This is a genomic window from Pseudomonas sp. VEM90 (assembly GCF_054611535.1).
The window spans coordinates 400,852-415,189 of the sequence record NZ_JBTRAR010000001.1; the positions used below are offsets into that span (position 1 = coordinate 400,852).

Genomic DNA, 14,338 nt, shown 5'->3' on the forward strand with positions numbered 1-14,338 from the left:
TCAGGCATCCTTCGAGAGTTCATCCATCAGCTGCGACAGCTCGTCGGCGTCTTTCGACTGCTCCTTGTCGTCCAGGCCGAATGCAGTGCGCTCAAGCACCTGCAGGTTCTTCATGGCCGAGGACAGCTGGAAAAGGGTCTTGGCGTTGCTAGGAAGGCTCACCGCCCCAAGCATCGCGCTACGGCGGAAGCCACTCTGATCATCAGCAGTATCGCGCTCGATCTCTTCTTCGATCTCTTCGCGATGCTTGATGGTCGTCATCAGATCGTCCATCAGCAGGTTCGCGAGGTTCGTGGCCTTGCGAATGTCGCGGCGGTGGCTGCGAACAACCGTCGCGCCCTCTTCTGCCGCCTCTTCGATGATCTCGGCGTCCCGCTCAGGGTTCGCGCATTGGTCTTCGCGAACCTCGCCGCGAACCAGCTTATTGCGAACCTCTTTTCGGACCTGCTCAGAAAGGTCCCGCTCCCATCCTAAGGCCTTGGCCTTCTTCCGGATTGCGGTGTCACTCACTCCATGGCGATCTGCGATGGTTCGGATGGAAAGCGCCCCGGCCCGAAAGGCTCGTTCGATCGCCTCCCAGTCGGGTTGCTTGGTTGTCATAAATTGTCTCAGGTAGAGGCGGGTACAGGATTGAAATAGTGGCTTGTTGCCGCTATTGGTATGGCTCAACAAAACCGAAGGTCATACGCATGCCAACAGCAATCGATAAACTCGCAGAGCTCGGCGGTCACCGCTACAGCGCCTTACCCGATGAACAGAAACGCGCACTAGCAGTAGCCGCGGCGTTGGAAGTCATTTCTAGCAAGGCCTCAGGCGCCGACGCTACAAGCCTCAAAACTGAATTCGGCCACCTTTCTACGTACGCCGACCAGATTCAAGAGGCCATGAAAGCGAAGTAAGACGACCGTGCCGCACTCACCTGCGGCACACCTCATATGAAATGGTACCGATATGGAAATTGATCTTCAGGAATCCATGGCAATTTCAGCCGAGCTTCAACGCTGGCACGACGAGGCCCGCAGCTTGATTGATGACGCCGCTGACAAATCCAGGCTTTCCCCCACTAGTATCGACTCACTGAAAATCCGTCTCTCCAATCTCAAGAACGAGATCAAAGAAGCGGCCAAGCACGAAACCTTATCTGGGCGGAAAACGGCGAAGACCGAACTTGAACGGTGCTTCTTCGCCCCCGCCGTCAGAAGCACGGCTGCCAACTTCCGCTTGCGCACCGATACAAGCCCCAAAAGCGAGCTCTGGGCCCGGGGGCTGGGCGAGGTGGAGTTCGAGCTCTCATACGCAATTGATGGCCTTAAGCGCTTCGTAGCCGAGAACTCGTAGTGATTCGCGCCACAGATCGACGCATCTCGAATTTGTGGCGCCCTACGCCGGCTGAAACACATGGCGGCGCCTGGCTACCGCATACAGGACGATCCCCAGCTTGAGGATTACGCCGTACAGGGTGGGCACATGACCGTTCATGGCCAGGACGAAGGCGCCGAACGCGCCGATGGCGACTAGGTAGAACGCGACGGCAAGCAAAGGCTCATCCATCGGACGGATTCGGCGCAGGTAGTCGCACGCGGCGATCACCACCATCACGCTCAGGAACGCATTGGCGCCGATCAGCATTGAAATCAGGGTCGAGCTCATCAGGTAGCTCCCTTGGCTCCGAACTGACTCACCACCGACTTCAAAACTGGGATGATGTTCATTGCCAGAAGGCCTATCAGAAAGGCCACGCCATATTGGGTTTCTCCGCTGGTGCCAAGGTTGAAGTAACTGATGGCAAGCGGGGTGCAGAACACTGCAGAAGCGAAGCCGGTGAAAAAGGCGGCGACCGCCTGGCCCCGAGTGAGACCGCGCAGGAAGGTCAGCGAGAGGATCGCTCCTGCGAAGCCACCAATGATCACGCCGTACTTCACCAGCAGGACGCCGGCAGTCGTGCTTGCTGGTTCGGCCATGAGTGGTTCCTAGAAGAAAAGGCCAGATTGAGGCCTGCAAATTCCTAGTCGAGTTATTCGACGCAGGCCGAAGATGTTCTTGCGCCTAGCTGCGCATAAAGGCAGCTAGTGAGGATATTTTTTGTAGCCAGCGATAGGGGCTAATAAAGGCCGGCATCAAGGCCATGGCTTTGCTGCCGATATCATTGCAACACAACACCAGGTAGCGATCCGGCCCCGTAGCCCGCAACCTCGTCAATCGAATTGGAGTGTTACTGTGCTTGACACCATTCACATCATCGATGAGTACCTAGCCAAACCAAAGCAGAAGGAGGATCAGTCCACCGGTCAAAACTTCACTATGCCGGGGCGTGGTTCCGCTGGAAACCCGGTGGGGGCTATAGCAGTCGCTGCCACAGAGGAAGCTCTTTGGTTTTTACCACCCCCCCTTGTCCAGGCCGCTATCACCAACATCCCTTCCTTGGCTAGCTTAGTAACCGGTGAAAGTGGAGAAGATCAGAATGATCGAGCTGATAAAGAACGACTGCTTGCCGCTTTTGTAGAACGTGCGACTTTCTCGCCGAAGCAGGCCAAAGATTCTGGATATCGATTCCAACCTGGGCATCCGATGGCGGGAAAGTCGTACAGACGCCACCCCCTCGCCGACTTTCAGATCACGGAAACGGAAAATCTCTACATACCAAGCGAAAGCTATGACTCACATGTCATGGAAGAGCGCGAATCGGAGCTGATCAGGCTTCTGGTCTCCCTCGGCGCGACTCGGATCAGCATCACCAAAATGACCTCCGGTAGCCAAGGAACTCGCTCTGAGGCAGGCGGCTCCCTGAACGTGGGTCCGATAGCATCTGCTGAAGCAAGCTACAAAGCCAATTCCCAACTGACAGCTGCAACTACCGACACAAGAGTATTCACTCTTAGCGGATGCCCTTGGAATTCTTCACAGCAAGTTGATCGCAAGGCATTTTTCTGGCTAGCGTTTGAGCCTTCCTGGCGAGCAGTCGTGTTTGCGAGAGAGCACGGTGGATGCACCGAGGCATCGATTGAGCTCAAGGAAAATACCTCCTTCTCCGAAGACAAAACAGTCGAGCTCTCGATCAAAGCCAAAAAAATGGGTGGAGGTGCTTCAGTTGCCTTGGCCGATAGGAACGATGAGGAGCGGACGCATTTGATTAGTGTGCAGTTCAGTCCGATCTCCACAAATGAGCAGTAGCAACTACCTCAGCGATTGCCTTCTCAAAAGCGTGCACAAAAAAGCCCAGCACAATGCCGGGCTTTTTGGCGATGTTTGCCATAGGCAAAACTCTAACAATGGACAAATAGTGCCATCACGCGTGCGGGAACGCAATAGGCCCTCAAGCGGCCTCTTTCATTTCGTAGATTGCGGCTGCCACCGGCGACAGTGCGCGCTTGTCCAAGTCCTCGCAGACCTCGAAGCAAATCTGCACGAATGGCTCCCAGTCCCTGGCCCAAGCGCATGAAGGGAGCGTCACGCCGTACACCTCGTCGATCCAGCGCTTGAACCACTCCGGGCTTTCAAACGGGTCCTGCGCCGATGACTGCCCGCCCTGGTGCATGCGGCGGTACCGGAACATCACGCCCTTGGCCACATACTCACAGCGCTCGCGCTTGGCCGCGGTCATACGGCCCGACCTGGCCATTGCCAGCGAGAACACGCACTCCTCGGCCACCTCGCGCTCGTTGTCACCGCTCTGCGGGGCGTACATGAAGTTGCCGAAGGCGCGTAGACTGCCGGGCAGCTTGAAGATTGCCGCCTGCACACCACCGGCCAACGCCTGGTGCACGGCATGACTCGCCTTCCGCTGCTTCTCTGTGGTCTGGACCATGGCGCCCAGCAGGCCGAGCTGCTCGATGAATGAACCCTGGCTGTCCCAGGCCGTGTACAGGCAGTCATGCCAGGCTTGCCGTGCACTGTTCAGCTGCATTGGCCGTTCTCCTTCTTGCGGCGGCTCGCAATGGCCTTGGCGCGGACGACGCACCAGGTGGAAGCGATGGTCATGGCCAGCAGCAGGGCACCGGCGGTATCTGCGATTGTCCAGGTCATGCTGCTTGCTCCCGTGGCTGGATACGGACGCGCACGGCGCCGCCCTTGATCGTTTCCTTGCTCACACTGATCTGGGTGGCAAACACGTTGTCGTCGATGCCCAGGGCATCTGCCAGGCCGTCACGACCCGCCTTAAACATCGCCAGCAGGTTGTCGTCGTCGCGCCGACGCCGATCGGGCGGCATGAACTCGAGCATGAGCAGCGCGTCGCCCCGCGGCGCCTTGATACCGGCCTGCTTCGCCAGCAGGTGGCAGGCTGCCCGGTAGGACTTGGCCGCCCTGCTCTTCTTGCTCCAGTGCCCGCGCGAGTTCGGGCTGCATGCGGCCGGCGGCCACGGTAGTGTCAGGTCAGTCATGCAGCCCCCTTGATGGTCAGAATGCCGGCCCGGATCAGGGCCTCATGAGTCTCAGCAATCGCCCGGGGCATGTCGGACCAGTCAACTTCTCCTTTCCCGCGACCGTCGAGCACGTCATGACAAGCGCTGCAGGCGTAAACCGCCACGGTGTCGAAGCCCTTCATACCCATACCCTTCTGCCCGCACGGCAGGTGGGCCAGCACGGTGGTTTCGGGGTTGAAGTTGCAGGCGCCAGGGATGCGGACGGTGCAGTCCTGGCCACGGGCGCTCTCGCGCACCTTCTTGCTGACTACGCGCATGGCTCGGCCTCCTTGGCTTTCTGCTGCTCTGGCTCGAAGTCGCCTCGCAGCGGCGATAGGCGCTCAGGGAGTATCAGGTCTATGCCGCCAGCATCCAGTTCGCCGAGCAGCAGGCCAGGGGCGTAGCACATCCACGCAGCCCGATCGCTGACGTTCCGGAGCCCGCGACCACATGGCATTGGTACTGTTTCGCCAGGCATTACAAGTCGCAGAAGCTCGACGCACCGACCTACGTTTGGGTTGTTTTTGCGCGGTGAAGCAATGATCAGCGCCAGGTCACCTGGCTTGAATTGATGGCTCATCAGTACTGCCCTCCCCACCGATCCGGCTCAGTCCAGCGCACACCATGCTCGGCGCCGAAGGCATGCATCACCTCGAACAGGTCGCTGAACCACTTCTGCGACTGCTTGCGGGTCGAGACGCCCAGGACTACGAAGCCACCGTCTATGCCCGGCACAGCGTCCTGCTTCTGCACCGCGGCGCTGAAGATGTGCTTCCAGTCCTCGTCGGTGAGCTTGCGGCCGTACCACTCCACCTGCTGGGAGACGTCGCGAAGCATGGCCCACATCTTCCGGTTGCAGACGTCAGGGCGCTTCTCGTCCTTGATGACCACCACCTTCGGCTTGGTCAGGTCGATGGCGTGCAGGGCGCCGTAAAGGCGGTTGAGGTCCTGGCTGCTGCGGATGGCGAACTCGGTCATGGCCGCACCCCCGCCTTCTTGCTCACCTTCCCTTCGGCTTCCAGCTGACGCATGGTCTTGCGCAGCGTGTTCAGGTCGTAGGCGCGCATCATGGCCTTGATCCACTTGTTCACGATCGTGACGCAGGCGTAGGACAGGGCGAAGAGCACCAGGGCGACCAAGGCAGTCCCGGAGCACGCCATGACCGCGTAGCCAAGCCACATGGCAAAGGCATTCATGACGCCACCTTCAGGCCGCGGTCCTCGATCGCCTTGCGCACGTCGCGGATGTAGGCCGCCTCGTTGAAGCTGCCGCCTTCCACATCGTCGAACTCTTCGCGGTAGGCCTCAGCTGCTCGGTTCGGCAGCTCAACCACGACGGCCTCGCGGGAGGCCTGCCAGGCCCACCATGCCGAACGCACGTTGACGGTGTTCTGCTCGACCATGTGAAGGGCTGAACTGCGGAACCCTTCGCCAAGCAGGCGAACCTCCTCCTCGACGAATGCCGCCTCGAACTGCTCGCGCATCTTGTTGGTGTCCATCAGTGCTTCTCCTCGAGCTTGCTCATCAGCCAGGCGGTGGGGATGGCGGCCAGCAGGATCGACGGGCCTGCCATGATCGCCAGCTTCGCGGGCCACGACAGATCCAGTGACACGGCAAACCTGACCCACAGGGTGAAGGCCGCAGATGCCGCGATGATCACGGTCGGTGCCAGCACGATCATCAGCACGGCTTTGAGGTAGGTACGCATCACACCCCATCCCCGGCCGGCTGCCCGGCGCGCTTGATGTTCAACTGAGCAATGGCGATGCGCGTCTGCCGCTTGCGTAGGTAAGTGTCGACCCGGCGGCGCTGGGATTCCTTGGCGCGCTCGCGGTCTTTCTTGGCTTTCGAGGCGGTCAGGATGCAGCGCACCTCCGCCAGCTTTTCGCGGACCTTGGGGCTGACCTTGGCGCGTACTTCACCGGTGATCAGGCCGGCAATCGCCAGGCCGTCATCGGTGGTCGGCGCGATCCGAAGATGCGCCAGATGCCTTGCGCCAGCCTCTTGACTGATCAGCTTCGAGCGCACGGCTGATTCGATGGCAGTGACGCGGCGAGCCGGATCGTAGCCAAGGGAAACCTCCCACTTGGCAGGCAGTGCTTCCGCCCTGGCGACGACGACCAGGCGCTCGTAGGCGCTCATGAAGGCCATACGGGCGCCGACCTTGTCGCCAGCCTCAAGCACTGGGCCTGAGGCGGTCATCGCCTGGCGTATCTCGGCTGTCATCACCACGGTTTCGCTTTCGTCGCTGGCCGAAAGAGCAATGGCCCAGGCCTCGTCCTTGCCTGGGTGGCCGTCAGCGGCCTGGGCGTGCTTGAGGATCGCGGCCACGGTAAGTCGGCCACCTTCACGGCGACAGGTGCGCAGCGCGCCGCTCAGCGCAGCCTCGCTGTACTCGCGCAGATCCTCGACCATGAGGAGTGCAGCGCCTTGCGTAAGCTGCTGGCCCATGATCTCGGCGGTGGCAAACAGTGACAGCAGCAATTGGTCTTGCTGGGCGTCATTCAGCATGGGTTGCAGCCCTCTTGGCTCGTTGAGCTTCCAACGCCTGCTCGGCGGCGCTGTAGTTGGCTTGGGTTTGCTCGATCTGGCGGGCAGTGGTCCCGGTCATCTGGCGATTGGTGACCCACTGGGTGTGGTAGGCCTCAGCGTTCTGGAGCAGGTCGCCCAGGCTGTGCATGCGGTTGACCAGCTTGCTGTCGTTGATCCGGACGAAGTAGGCGGCGACATGGTGAGCAACTTCGACGCCCAGGCGGTCGACCAGCTGGGCGATCTGGCCACCGGCTTTGGCGTTCCATACCGGCCATGCCCCATAACGATTGCGGTAGGCCATGGCGTAGTTGGCCCAGGCCTTGAAGGTTTTGCAGGAAGGGTCTTTCGGCCCCGGCATGTCGGCTGGGATTTCGCAGCGCGGCGCAGCGGACGAAACCAGAGTCAGCCCGGCAGGTTGCGACGGCGCAGCCGGGGCTTCCTGCACACTGTGACTGGTACCCTGATTGGTATCCTGATTACTGGTATCCTGATTTGTCGGAGATTTTTCCGACCCAAGCTCGGATTTTTTTCCGACCTTGCCCGGAGATTTTTCCGACCCTGATCGGATTTTTTTCCGACCCTGATCGGATTTTTTTCCGACCTTCTCTTTACTGGTCGGATATTTTTCCGACCCATCGAGTTTCTTGTTCCATTCCTTGCCCTTGGCAGTGAGCTGCACCAGCGTGATGTTGTTGGTGCTGGAAAGGTTGATCAGGCCGGCCCCTGCAATCGCCTTCAGCAGGCGGTAAGCTGTGTCCGGCTTGTCGGTGAGCAGCGGCAGCTCTTCGACGATCTTTGCCTTGCTCAGGGCGTAGAAATCGCCCTTGTCCGTCTTGACCAACTTGGCCCAGCTTGGGCACTCGTAGACGAACGCGAACAGTAGCGCCTGTTGGGCATTCAGCCCCCAGTCGAGCGCCTTCGCCTGGTTGATCGTGACGGTGAATTGCATGTCAGTCCCACCCCAGCGGGCCAGGCCGCTTCTTCTCAGCCTTCAGCCCGATCCTGGCCATGGTTTCCAATGCGGACAGGTACTCTGCCGTTACGACTACGGCAGTCTGCGGAACAACACGAAGCCCGAGCATCGCCAGGACTTTCGCCCAGCGCTGGTACTCGCCGTCATTCCAGCGAGAAACCGTCGATTCACTGCAACCCGTTTCCAGGGCAATGCGCTTTTGGCTGACCTGTGCAACCCGCTGCAAGATCAGGGTCTCGATCTCTCGGGCGATGTCGCCTTCGCTGAGGCTTAATTGGCTCTCAGACATGATCAGGCCACCCACTGCAACTCAGGCCAGATCACGTCCCAATCCTCTGGGCGCAGAGATTTACGGGTCAGAAACCCATCACTCACGCGCTCAAGGGAGGAGGCCAGCATCGCCGAGGCCTGCTTGTTGCCATACGCAATCTGCTTCAGGTAGCCGCGGCTGGTGCCTGTCTTCTCAACGTCCGCGTCCGAGGCGGTTTTCAGCCACTCCAACAACTTGGTGTGCTTGGTTCGCATCACGAATCTCCTCTGTGATGCGCCAATTCTTACCCATAGGTAAGTACAAAGCAATACCCACAGGCCATTTACCCACAAGTAACGGGAAAGCATATTTGCTCGATGGATATCAACCTAGTAAGAAAGGCCAACCTTCAGCTTCTCATCGACCGCCAATTCGGCCCTGGCAAGCATGGCGCCAAGGCCGAGTTTGCCAGGCGGCTAGATAAGCAAGCTGACTACATCTCGCGCTGCCTTTATCCGCCTGGCAAGAAGGGCGGAAAAGGGGTGGGTGAGGATTTCGCCCGAGAGATCGAGAAGGAATTTCAGATTCCGCAGTACTCGATGGACAAGCCAGGGCTAGGCCTGGATGAATCAGAAACGATCAACATCGAAGGCCTGCCCGCCCCGCTTGCACAGAAGATCAAAAGCTACCGCAAGCTGGTGGACGTGCCCCGCTACGAGGTAGAGGGCTCGATGGGCCCAGGCTCGGAGCCGCCTGACATCAACATGGTCGTTGAACACATGAGCCTGGATGCGAATTGGGTGCGCCAGAACCTTAGCTACACAAATCTGGAGAACCTAAAGCTTATCTCTGGGCGTGGCGACAGCATGGCGCCTACGATCCGCAGCGGGGATGCGGTTCTGGTTGACGCCGGGATCACTTCGGTTGAGGACGACGCGATCTACTTCTTCCTCATGCGCGGGAAGCTTCAGATCAAGCGGATTCAACGCGGCCTGGATGGGCTGACGATCATATCGGACAACGGGCAGTACCCGCCGATTGAGGTGCCTGGGGATCGTGAAGCTGACATCACCGTGCTGGCCCAGATCATCTACTGGTGGACCGGCAGGAGCTTCTAGCCATGCCCCTAACCAAGCCCAACCAACAGCTGCGCCGAGACCTGAAGGATGCAGCCTTCGCCTTAGAGACCGCTGCGCGAGACATTTTCTACAAGGCTCAAGGCGGTGAGGAAGCCCAGTTCCTGGAGGCGATGAAGCGCGTTGGCGAGCTGCATGAGCTGGCAGATCGGTTGGTGGGGTATGGGGATGAGGTGAAGGCGGGAAGGATTGAACGTAAGCCATAGGCCTGCATGACAGACGCGATTTGAGGCCTCAGTGAAAGGAGTTAACAAAGCCCAATGACCGGAAACATCAATCATAAGTATGGAAGCATAAGGAAACCTAGCGATCTTTTAAAGGTGCCAGGATACAACCCGAAGGTCGATTTCTCTGAAGGATCAGGGCGAAGGGTTGTCGAAATGCTTGATGGGTACGAGTTTTCGAAGGAAGATGAGTACCCATGCGGAATTAAGGCATGCGCAACCAAGCATCAGTTTGGCTACCTGATAAAGACGTCAGATGGAATTTATACAAACATCGGAAACAGGTGCGGAAAAAAACATCTAGACCTAGACTTCGATAGGGTCAAGAAGGAATACAAGTCTAAGCGAAAAGCTTTCGATAATGCCAATGCCCTTGCAGATCTAAGAGCTTCCTTCGATCAGATCGAATCGCGCATAAAGGCGCTTGAGCTTGCAGCGGTGACGTTCAAGAGATTCAGATCGTACCTGTACGAAGACGTGAGGTCTCAGCTTCTTGAAGCTACTTCGCTAGCAAAGGCAGGCCAGAGAGAGGTGTTTCGCACCAGGAGGATGAGCAAGCGCGAAGCAGCCATTCATTACGAGATCACAAAAACCTCTAGCAAGGACTATGATAAGCGACGACCTACAGTCGAGGAAGTAGTATGCCGCATATCAGGTGGGAGGATACTTAAGGAGTCTTTAGAAGATATTGTCAAGCTTGAGATAAGGGATCCGCTCAAAAAACTCATGGACCTTTCTGATTTCAGCTTTTCTGTGCTTTCCGAGAAAGAGCTAGAATCCTTGTCTCTTTCATCTAACAAGGCGGTTAGAGCAATATCAACAGCAGAACAATTGATGAATGACGGACTCGCATTCTACGGAAAAGAGAACCTTTCCAACTTTTCGATTATGGGCGCAGACGAGAATACTCTGTCATCCATTTCCTCTAAAATATCTACCGAGATGCGAGAGATCTTCAGCATAGCTGGGTGACCGAAACGCAATTTATCATATTGCTGAGATTTTCATCCATTCCTGGCAGCTCCATCCAAAGGGCTGCTAGGGGCGCGCTGACTTCAACGTCGCGGCACATAAAGCACTCCCCAGCGGCACACCATTCCGCGATTCTGAATCCGTCACATTCGTTAAAAATAAGGCATTCCTGGCCGTCATCCGGGGTGACCAGGTCGGTCCTTTTGAAGTAAACGCTGATCAGCTTCCTCAAGTTAAATTCCTCAAATTCATGCATGGCAGCATACCTATTCCAAATGAGAATACAGCATATCCTGATGATTTCTAGCTGACTCGCTCATGCCTTTGAGCTCCACTACGTAGAGCCCGCCTCCCCGCGAGCTTTTCTTTGCCCGCACACCAAAAGAGCACAAATGTGCTCCATCCAGTATTGCCAGCTACCTCCAGATAAATTACTGTTCATACATACAGTAGATGGAGCGTTACGCCATGGCCAAGCAGCAATCGAAATCCAAAGCCCCTACCCCACCCACGCCCTACGAAATGATGGGATCCCGCATTCAGAAGGTCATCAACTCACCGACTGCGCAGAAGGCGAAGTCGGCGGTGATAGCCAAGGAATCCCACGAGTCGACTCACGACTGGGAGCGCTTCCTGGATGAGGTGGTCGAGAACGACAACGTGACGCTCCGTCACCGCGACGACGGATCGGTTCTGCTGACCTGGACCGTGCCCGCCGAAGACTAATTTCACCCCCCCTCCCTTGCCCGCCTTGTGCGGGTTTTTTGTGGGCGCGAGAAATTATTTACCCAGGGGTATTGACTGAATGTTTTACCTGCGGGTATCTTTTGTCCATCGAGACGGCAGACACACAGCCCCTCGGGAGGCCCTCAAGCCTCACCGCTCTTTCACATTGATGGGAACCTCGCGGATCGATCCCGGCAACGGCACAGCGCGAGCAATAAATTCGATCCCCATGCCAGCTCTGGAACTGGCTATTGCGAAGTGAACCTTCGCCTGCTCAACGTCACGACGAACGCCAGTCAGCCAGGAACACAGGGTTGGCCGCGCAAGACGGACCGAGGGTTGCTCTCCAAACCGCCTCCCTGAAAGGTCCAGCAAAAAGGGCATCTATAGGCGCTTGGAGTGACCGCAACACCAGATTTTCTCGGTGCCCTTCTTGCGAGGGGCATCCGGAAAATCAATCGGAGGGATTCACGATGTTCAACATGGCAACCATGGCGGCTGATGAATGCCGCATCGACGCTGAAGAGCGCGCCTACTACCGCTGGATCGACAAGGCTTCCGAGTTGCTTGGTCACCAAGTCGCCCTTGGCTCGCGGGAAGAAAGCGACCTGCACGACCTGTACGCCGACGGCTGCACCCCGGCCGAGGCCGTGACTGAACTGCTGGCCCAGCAGGCTTTGGTAGCGGCATGAACAAGGTCCTTCGCATCACCCTGCGCGGCGAGCTGCAGGTGTTCACCGACAACGACCTAAGCGCCTGCATCCGCGAGGCGAACCGGCTCAACACGGAGCGCGGGTATCGCAACGGCGTGTGCGTGGTCGAGCTGGAAGACGGTCAGCGCATGACTGCGGCCGACTGCAAAGCTTCCGCATGACAGACGATTCCCCGGTGCGCCTCAAGCGGGGCGCATCAGGGGGAATCCACTGAATCAACCGCCCTGGAGGGCATGGGAATGCTGAACATCAACGAAGAATCTCTGAAGGTCGCGATCGTCTCCCAGGTTGCAGACCAGCTGCTGAGCGAAGACGCCGACCTGTCGAGCCTGGTCGACAAGGAAGTCAAGAAGCGCATCGACAAGATCTTCGACGAGCGCGTCACCGCGCAGATCCAGAAGGCAATCGACGAGACCATCAACGGTTCGTTCGAGCGTGAATACCGCCGCGTTAATCAGTGGGGCGACCAAGAAGGCCCGTCCACCACTCTGCGCAAGGAGCTGGAGAAAACGGTTACTGCCTACTGGAACGGCAAGGTCAACCCTGGCGATGGAAAGCCAGCCACCAGCGATTACAACTCGGTTACACGGGCGCAGTGGCTGATGACCAAGATCTGCGCTGAAGACTTCAGCAAGGAAATGCAGCAAAGCGTGGCCAACGTAACCGGCGCCCTTAAAGACGGCCTGCGCAAGCAGATAGCCAACCAGATGGACGCCCTGCTCAACGACCTCTTCAAGGTCCGGAGCCTGCAGGACCAGGGCAAAGTCGAAAAGCCCTACTGATTCCCTGACAGCCGGAAAGACGGCCCGATGCCCTGCTCCCCATCGCAGGCTGCACCGGGGTGTGAACTGAATCCTGCCGCCAAGCAGCACAGCTTCTATCCAGCGAGATCGGGAGGAACGAACACCGGTCGATGCAGAGATTGGCTCCTGCCAGTTCACACCCCGATGCTGCTTGCATCGATTTAAAGCGCATCACCGTGACCCTTACGCAAGTTAAGGCTCACCGAAGCAAACATTAATCGACGTTCGCGCAGGCGAATCCGGGGCCTACCCGGCCAGACCAGATGCATGTGAGGTAGCGCTCACCGCCTGCACCCTTCCCTTCACTTCGACCGCATTGGCGGGTGCCAGGCTGGCTTTTCACGCCCAGTTTGGTCACTGCGCCTGGTGCCCGACCAATGCGGTTGGCGAGGAATAAAAATGAGCCAATACACGGAGGCGGTCATGAGTGCCGCACAAGCGCTGGATAAGGCCGAGGCCGCCCATAAGCTCGCGAAAGAGCGGCTCGCTGCTGTTCGCGGACACTGCGGGCAGCGTGGCTATTCGGTAACGGTCAACGGCGTGACGGTCGCGGTTTCAGAGTGCGACAGCCGCACCTATCAAGGAACGCTAATCCGGGGTCGGGAAATGATCCACCTCGGCGCGCTCAAGGCCCTTGGCGCTGAGCTTGATGCTGCTGAAAAGCGTGTCCTTGAGTGGCGCGCCTACCTGGCATCAATCGTTATCAAGTAACCCACCACCTGGAGGCGATCATGGCCTACGAAGTAATCGTGGAGGAGTGCGTCCTCCAGTGCGAAATCACCCATTCCATTTCGGTAAAAGGCGACCCTGGCTCCTGGGCAAGTCCAGAAGACTTCTACGGCTACCGCGAAATGGAATTTGAGATCGTGTCGGGCAACACCTGCGACGCGGACGGCAATCCGGTCGGTCTCGGCAAGAACGGCTGCGCTGCGGTTGCTGATAAGTATGCCGAGGAAATCGAAGAGATTCTTTGGGAATACCTGGAAGACAAGGCCGCTGCCGAAGCAGAAGACTGGCATGACGATCTGCGCCATAGCGGCTGGGAGGCAGCATGAACAAGAAAACAAAGCAGGACGTTATCGACATCATCGACTCGCGCTTTGAGGCGATATGTTCATGCTTTAGCGACAGTCTTCGAGCCGAACTGACGATGGCCATTGACCTGGCCGGCCTGACTGGCGCTATCGATATCCCGTCCCAGCGCTGCTATGTCGAGCGACTTAATAAGATCGTCATTAGAGAACACCAGCAGTGGACAGATTCATTAAGGAGGTCTGCATGACAACTCCATTAGTCAAAACGCTCATTGACGAACAGGTCGAAGGCCTGGGGGACGTTCTCAAGCTACCGCGCGAAACCCTCGTGTGCGAGTTGGAATGCCCCGTCAAAGGCAGCTGGCGACAACCACCTCGAGACACTAGCGCGTTCATGGAGGGCGACTGGGGAGTTGATCCTCGCGGCAGGCTGGTGGAGCTATGACTTCCTACCAGCGAGCACGCCGTATCGCCACCTGGCGCGGCTCCTTCATCGCCCTCACCTTCTGCACCGGCTGGCTCCTCCTGAGCGCTCTGGCCGGCACCATCACCCAGTAACCACTTAATCAGCGTCCA

29 protein-coding genes are annotated in these 14,338 nt (G+C 58.0%); 13 read left to right on the forward strand and 16 right to left on the reverse strand.

Going from position 1 to position 14,338, the window contains the following annotated elements; translation table 11 throughout:
* Entirely contained in the window at positions 1-600 is a 600-nt protein-coding gene (locus tag ACYCCG_RS01950) for a hypothetical protein (RefSeq protein ID WP_459669263.1), read from the reverse strand.
* Positions 601-689: 89 nt separating this feature from the next.
* Here ACYCCG_RS01950 and ACYCCG_RS01955 point away from each other — a divergent pair, with 89 nt between their 5' ends.
* Together ACYCCG_RS01955 and ACYCCG_RS01960 are read left to right on the forward strand one after the other, a co-directional pair.
* Positions 690-899, forward strand: a complete 210-nt coding sequence (locus tag ACYCCG_RS01955) for a hypothetical protein (protein WP_459669264.1) — start codon at positions 690-692, stop codon at positions 897-899.
* Positions 900-951: 52 nt separating this feature from the next.
* On the forward strand, positions 952-1,338 hold the full coding sequence (locus tag ACYCCG_RS01960) for a hypothetical protein (protein ID WP_459669266.1): 387 nt from the start codon (positions 952-954) through the stop codon (positions 1,336-1,338).
* Positions 1,339-1,380: 42 nt separating this feature from the next.
* On the opposite strand, the gene ACYCCG_RS01965 is transcribed toward ACYCCG_RS01960, so the two are convergent.
* Together ACYCCG_RS01965 and ACYCCG_RS01970 are read right to left on the reverse strand one after the other, a co-directional pair.
* Complete coding sequence (locus ACYCCG_RS01965) at positions 1,381-1,650, reverse strand: hypothetical protein (RefSeq protein ID WP_459669267.1); 270 nt, start codon at positions 1,648-1,650, stop codon at positions 1,381-1,383.
* Positions 1,650-1,961 carry a peptidase M48, Ste24p gene (locus tag ACYCCG_RS01970; RefSeq protein WP_250034722.1) on the reverse strand — a complete coding sequence of 104 codons (312 nt, stop codon included), beginning with the start codon at positions 1,959-1,961 and terminating at the stop codon, positions 1,650-1,652. Before ACYCCG_RS01970 ends, ACYCCG_RS01965 begins: the two co-directional genes overlap by 1 nt.
* Before the next feature lie 256 nt (positions 1,962-2,217).
* Here ACYCCG_RS01970 and ACYCCG_RS01975 point away from each other — a divergent pair, with 256 nt between their 5' ends.
* A complete protein-coding gene (locus ACYCCG_RS01975; protein ID WP_459669268.1) occupies positions 2,218-3,171 on the forward strand; it encodes a hypothetical protein in 954 nt (317 codons plus the stop codon).
* Positions 3,172-3,313: 142 nt separating this feature from the next.
* Here ACYCCG_RS01975 and ACYCCG_RS01980 read toward each other — a convergent pair whose 3' ends face one another.
* The 13 genes from ACYCCG_RS01980 to ACYCCG_RS02040 form a co-directional block, all read right to left on the reverse strand.
* A complete protein-coding gene (locus ACYCCG_RS01980) occupies positions 3,314-3,904 on the reverse strand; it encodes a hypothetical protein (RefSeq protein WP_459669270.1) in 591 nt (196 codons plus the stop codon).
* Positions 3,895-4,023, reverse strand: coding sequence for a hypothetical protein (locus ACYCCG_RS01985; protein ID WP_269806302.1), 129 nt, complete (start codon positions 4,021-4,023; stop codon positions 3,895-3,897). The genes ACYCCG_RS01980 and ACYCCG_RS01985 overlap by 10 nt, the downstream gene beginning before the upstream one ends.
* A complete protein-coding gene (locus tag ACYCCG_RS01990; protein WP_459669272.1) occupies positions 4,020-4,379 on the reverse strand; it encodes a RusA family crossover junction endodeoxyribonuclease in 360 nt (119 codons plus the stop codon). Before ACYCCG_RS01990 ends, ACYCCG_RS01985 begins: the two co-directional genes overlap by 4 nt.
* Positions 4,376-4,678 carry a nuclease domain-containing protein gene (locus ACYCCG_RS01995; RefSeq protein ID WP_459669273.1) on the reverse strand — a complete coding sequence of 101 codons (303 nt, stop codon included), beginning with the start codon at positions 4,676-4,678 and terminating at the stop codon, positions 4,376-4,378. Before ACYCCG_RS01995 ends, ACYCCG_RS01990 begins: the two co-directional genes overlap by 4 nt.
* Positions 4,669-4,809, reverse strand: coding sequence for a hypothetical protein (locus ACYCCG_RS02000; protein ID WP_459669274.1), 141 nt, complete (start codon positions 4,807-4,809; stop codon positions 4,669-4,671). Before ACYCCG_RS02000 ends, ACYCCG_RS01995 begins: the two co-directional genes overlap by 10 nt.
* A 170-nt stretch (positions 4,810-4,979) precedes the next feature.
* Entirely contained in the window at positions 4,980-5,378 is a 399-nt protein-coding gene (locus ACYCCG_RS02005; protein WP_060537476.1) for a recombination protein NinB, read from the reverse strand.
* Complete coding sequence (locus ACYCCG_RS02010) at positions 5,375-5,596, reverse strand: hypothetical protein (RefSeq protein WP_459669275.1); 222 nt, start codon at positions 5,594-5,596, stop codon at positions 5,375-5,377. Before ACYCCG_RS02010 ends, ACYCCG_RS02005 begins: the two co-directional genes overlap by 4 nt.
* Positions 5,593-5,898, reverse strand: a complete 306-nt coding sequence (locus ACYCCG_RS02015; RefSeq protein WP_459669276.1) for a hypothetical protein — start codon at positions 5,896-5,898, stop codon at positions 5,593-5,595. The genes ACYCCG_RS02010 and ACYCCG_RS02015 overlap by 4 nt, the downstream gene beginning before the upstream one ends.
* Positions 5,898-6,107, reverse strand: a complete 210-nt coding sequence (locus tag ACYCCG_RS02020) for a hypothetical protein (protein ID WP_459669277.1) — start codon at positions 6,105-6,107, stop codon at positions 5,898-5,900. The genes ACYCCG_RS02015 and ACYCCG_RS02020 overlap by 1 nt, the downstream gene beginning before the upstream one ends.
* On the reverse strand, positions 6,107-6,910 hold the full coding sequence (locus ACYCCG_RS02025; protein WP_459669278.1) for a hypothetical protein: 804 nt from the start codon (positions 6,908-6,910) through the stop codon (positions 6,107-6,109). Before ACYCCG_RS02025 ends, ACYCCG_RS02020 begins: the two co-directional genes overlap by 1 nt.
* The gene (locus ACYCCG_RS02030) at positions 6,900-7,880 is read right to left on the reverse strand and encodes a phage replication protein (protein WP_459669279.1); all 981 of its coding nucleotides are present in this window, start codon (positions 7,878-7,880) and stop codon (positions 6,900-6,902) included. The genes ACYCCG_RS02025 and ACYCCG_RS02030 overlap by 11 nt, the downstream gene beginning before the upstream one ends.
* 1 nt (position 7,881) lies before the next feature.
* Positions 7,882-8,208: a CII family transcriptional regulator gene (locus ACYCCG_RS02035; protein ID WP_459669280.1), complete on the reverse strand. Its 327-nt coding sequence runs from the start codon at positions 8,206-8,208 to the stop codon at positions 7,882-7,884.
* Positions 8,196-8,429: a helix-turn-helix domain-containing protein gene (locus ACYCCG_RS02040; protein WP_209965086.1), complete on the reverse strand. Its 234-nt coding sequence runs from the start codon at positions 8,427-8,429 to the stop codon at positions 8,196-8,198. Before ACYCCG_RS02040 ends, ACYCCG_RS02035 begins: the two co-directional genes overlap by 13 nt.
* Positions 8,430-8,531: 102 nt before the next feature.
* On the opposite strand from ACYCCG_RS02040, the gene ACYCCG_RS02045 reads away from it, so the two are divergent.
* The 10 genes from ACYCCG_RS02045 to ACYCCG_RS02090 all read left to right on the forward strand — a co-directional run bounded on the left by ACYCCG_RS02045 (position 8,532) and on the right by ACYCCG_RS02090 (position 14,010).
* Positions 8,532-9,272, forward strand: coding sequence for a S24 family peptidase (locus tag ACYCCG_RS02045; protein ID WP_459669281.1), 741 nt, complete (start codon positions 8,532-8,534; stop codon positions 9,270-9,272).
* Positions 9,273-9,274: 2 nt separating this feature from the next.
* On the forward strand, positions 9,275-9,496 hold the full coding sequence (locus ACYCCG_RS02050) for a hypothetical protein (protein ID WP_459669282.1): 222 nt from the start codon (positions 9,275-9,277) through the stop codon (positions 9,494-9,496).
* A gap of 54 nt (positions 9,497-9,550) precedes the next feature.
* Positions 9,551-10,486: a hypothetical protein gene (locus tag ACYCCG_RS02055; RefSeq protein WP_459669283.1), complete on the forward strand. Its 936-nt coding sequence runs from the start codon at positions 9,551-9,553 to the stop codon at positions 10,484-10,486.
* A gap of 468 nt (positions 10,487-10,954) precedes the next feature.
* Positions 10,955-11,212, forward strand: a complete 258-nt coding sequence (locus tag ACYCCG_RS02060; RefSeq protein ID WP_459669284.1) for a DUF1654 domain-containing protein — start codon at positions 10,955-10,957, stop codon at positions 11,210-11,212.
* A 473-nt stretch (positions 11,213-11,685) separates the two neighbouring features.
* The gene (locus tag ACYCCG_RS02065) at positions 11,686-11,904 is read left to right on the forward strand and encodes a hypothetical protein (RefSeq protein WP_459669285.1); all 219 of its coding nucleotides are present in this window, start codon (positions 11,686-11,688) and stop codon (positions 11,902-11,904) included.
* Positions 11,901-12,086: a hypothetical protein gene (locus ACYCCG_RS02070; RefSeq protein ID WP_151883367.1), complete on the forward strand. Its 186-nt coding sequence runs from the start codon at positions 11,901-11,903 to the stop codon at positions 12,084-12,086. Before ACYCCG_RS02065 ends, ACYCCG_RS02070 begins: the two co-directional genes overlap by 4 nt.
* Before the next feature lie 78 nt (positions 12,087-12,164).
* Positions 12,165-12,707 carry a hypothetical protein gene (locus ACYCCG_RS02075; protein WP_459669286.1) on the forward strand — a complete coding sequence of 181 codons (543 nt, stop codon included), beginning with the start codon at positions 12,165-12,167 and terminating at the stop codon, positions 12,705-12,707.
* Between the two features lie 444 nt (positions 12,708-13,151).
* Positions 13,152-13,439 carry a hypothetical protein gene (locus tag ACYCCG_RS02080; protein ID WP_459669287.1) on the forward strand — a complete coding sequence of 96 codons (288 nt, stop codon included), beginning with the start codon at positions 13,152-13,154 and terminating at the stop codon, positions 13,437-13,439.
* A gap of 20 nt (positions 13,440-13,459) precedes the next feature.
* Entirely contained in the window at positions 13,460-13,783 is a 324-nt protein-coding gene (locus tag ACYCCG_RS02085) for a hypothetical protein (RefSeq protein ID WP_459669288.1), read from the forward strand.
* On the forward strand, positions 13,780-14,010 hold the full coding sequence (locus ACYCCG_RS02090) for a hypothetical protein (protein ID WP_103462665.1): 231 nt from the start codon (positions 13,780-13,782) through the stop codon (positions 14,008-14,010). The genes ACYCCG_RS02085 and ACYCCG_RS02090 overlap by 4 nt, the downstream gene beginning before the upstream one ends.
* Positions 14,011-14,338 lie beyond the last annotated feature (328 nt).

What these genes read in the sequence shown, in the direction of transcription:
- ACYCCG_RS01950 (WP_459669263.1), bottom strand. Translation starts at nt 600, where the DNA reads ATGACAACCAAGCAACCCGACTGGGAGGCGATCGAACGAGCCTTTCGG.
- ACYCCG_RS01955 (WP_459669264.1), top strand. Translation starts at nt 690, where the DNA reads ATGCCAACAGCAATCGATAAACTCGCAGAGCTCGGCGGTCACCGCTAC.
- ACYCCG_RS01960 (WP_459669266.1), top strand. Translation starts at nt 952, where the DNA reads ATGGAAATTGATCTTCAGGAATCCATGGCAATTTCAGCCGAGCTTCAA.
- ACYCCG_RS01965 (WP_459669267.1), bottom strand. Translation starts at nt 1,650, where the DNA reads ATGAGCTCGACCCTGATTTCAATGCTGATCGGCGCCAATGCGTTCCTG.
- ACYCCG_RS01970 (WP_250034722.1), bottom strand. Translation starts at nt 1,961, where the DNA reads ATGGCCGAACCAGCAAGCACGACTGCCGGCGTCCTGCTGGTGAAGTAC.
- ACYCCG_RS01980 (WP_459669270.1), bottom strand. Translation starts at nt 3,904, where the DNA reads ATGCAGCTGAACAGTGCACGGCAAGCCTGGCATGACTGCCTGTACACG.
- ACYCCG_RS01985 (WP_269806302.1), bottom strand. Translation starts at nt 4,023, where the DNA reads ATGACCTGGACAATCGCAGATACCGCCGGTGCCCTGCTGCTGGCCATG.
- ACYCCG_RS01990 (WP_459669272.1), bottom strand. Translation starts at nt 4,379, where the DNA reads ATGACTGACCTGACACTACCGTGGCCGCCGGCCGCATGCAGCCCGAAC.
- ACYCCG_RS01995 (WP_459669273.1), bottom strand. Translation starts at nt 4,678, where the DNA reads ATGCGCGTAGTCAGCAAGAAGGTGCGCGAGAGCGCCCGTGGCCAGGAC.
- ACYCCG_RS02000 (WP_459669274.1), bottom strand. Translation starts at nt 4,809, where the DNA reads ATGTGCTACGCCCCTGGCCTGCTGCTCGGCGAACTGGATGCTGGCGGC.
- ACYCCG_RS02005 (WP_060537476.1), bottom strand. Translation starts at nt 5,378, where the DNA reads ATGACCGAGTTCGCCATCCGCAGCAGCCAGGACCTCAACCGCCTTTAC.
- ACYCCG_RS02010 (WP_459669275.1), bottom strand. Translation starts at nt 5,596, where the DNA reads ATGAATGCCTTTGCCATGTGGCTTGGCTACGCGGTCATGGCGTGCTCC.
- ACYCCG_RS02015 (WP_459669276.1), bottom strand. Translation starts at nt 5,898, where the DNA reads ATGGACACCAACAAGATGCGCGAGCAGTTCGAGGCGGCATTCGTCGAG.
- ACYCCG_RS02020 (WP_459669277.1), bottom strand. Translation starts at nt 6,107, where the DNA reads ATGCGTACCTACCTCAAAGCCGTGCTGATGATCGTGCTGGCACCGACC.
- ACYCCG_RS02025 (WP_459669278.1), bottom strand. Translation starts at nt 6,910, where the DNA reads ATGCTGAATGACGCCCAGCAAGACCAATTGCTGCTGTCACTGTTTGCC.
- ACYCCG_RS02030 (WP_459669279.1), bottom strand. Translation starts at nt 7,880, where the DNA reads ATGCAATTCACCGTCACGATCAACCAGGCGAAGGCGCTCGACTGGGGG.
- ACYCCG_RS02040 (WP_209965086.1), bottom strand. Translation starts at nt 8,429, where the DNA reads ATGCGAACCAAGCACACCAAGTTGTTGGAGTGGCTGAAAACCGCCTCG.
- ACYCCG_RS02045 (WP_459669281.1), top strand. Translation starts at nt 8,532, where the DNA reads ATGGATATCAACCTAGTAAGAAAGGCCAACCTTCAGCTTCTCATCGAC.
- ACYCCG_RS02050 (WP_459669282.1), top strand. Translation starts at nt 9,275, where the DNA reads ATGCCCCTAACCAAGCCCAACCAACAGCTGCGCCGAGACCTGAAGGAT.
- ACYCCG_RS02055 (WP_459669283.1), top strand. Translation starts at nt 9,551, where the DNA reads ATGACCGGAAACATCAATCATAAGTATGGAAGCATAAGGAAACCTAGC.
- ACYCCG_RS02060 (WP_459669284.1), top strand. Translation starts at nt 10,955, where the DNA reads ATGGCCAAGCAGCAATCGAAATCCAAAGCCCCTACCCCACCCACGCCC.
- ACYCCG_RS02065 (WP_459669285.1), top strand. Translation starts at nt 11,686, where the DNA reads ATGTTCAACATGGCAACCATGGCGGCTGATGAATGCCGCATCGACGCT.
- ACYCCG_RS02070 (WP_151883367.1), top strand. Translation starts at nt 11,901, where the DNA reads ATGAACAAGGTCCTTCGCATCACCCTGCGCGGCGAGCTGCAGGTGTTC.
- ACYCCG_RS02075 (WP_459669286.1), top strand. Translation starts at nt 12,165, where the DNA reads ATGCTGAACATCAACGAAGAATCTCTGAAGGTCGCGATCGTCTCCCAG.
- ACYCCG_RS02080 (WP_459669287.1), top strand. Translation starts at nt 13,152, where the DNA reads ATGAGTGCCGCACAAGCGCTGGATAAGGCCGAGGCCGCCCATAAGCTC.
- ACYCCG_RS02085 (WP_459669288.1), top strand. Translation starts at nt 13,460, where the DNA reads ATGGCCTACGAAGTAATCGTGGAGGAGTGCGTCCTCCAGTGCGAAATC.
- ACYCCG_RS02090 (WP_103462665.1), top strand. Translation starts at nt 13,780, where the DNA reads ATGAACAAGAAAACAAAGCAGGACGTTATCGACATCATCGACTCGCGC.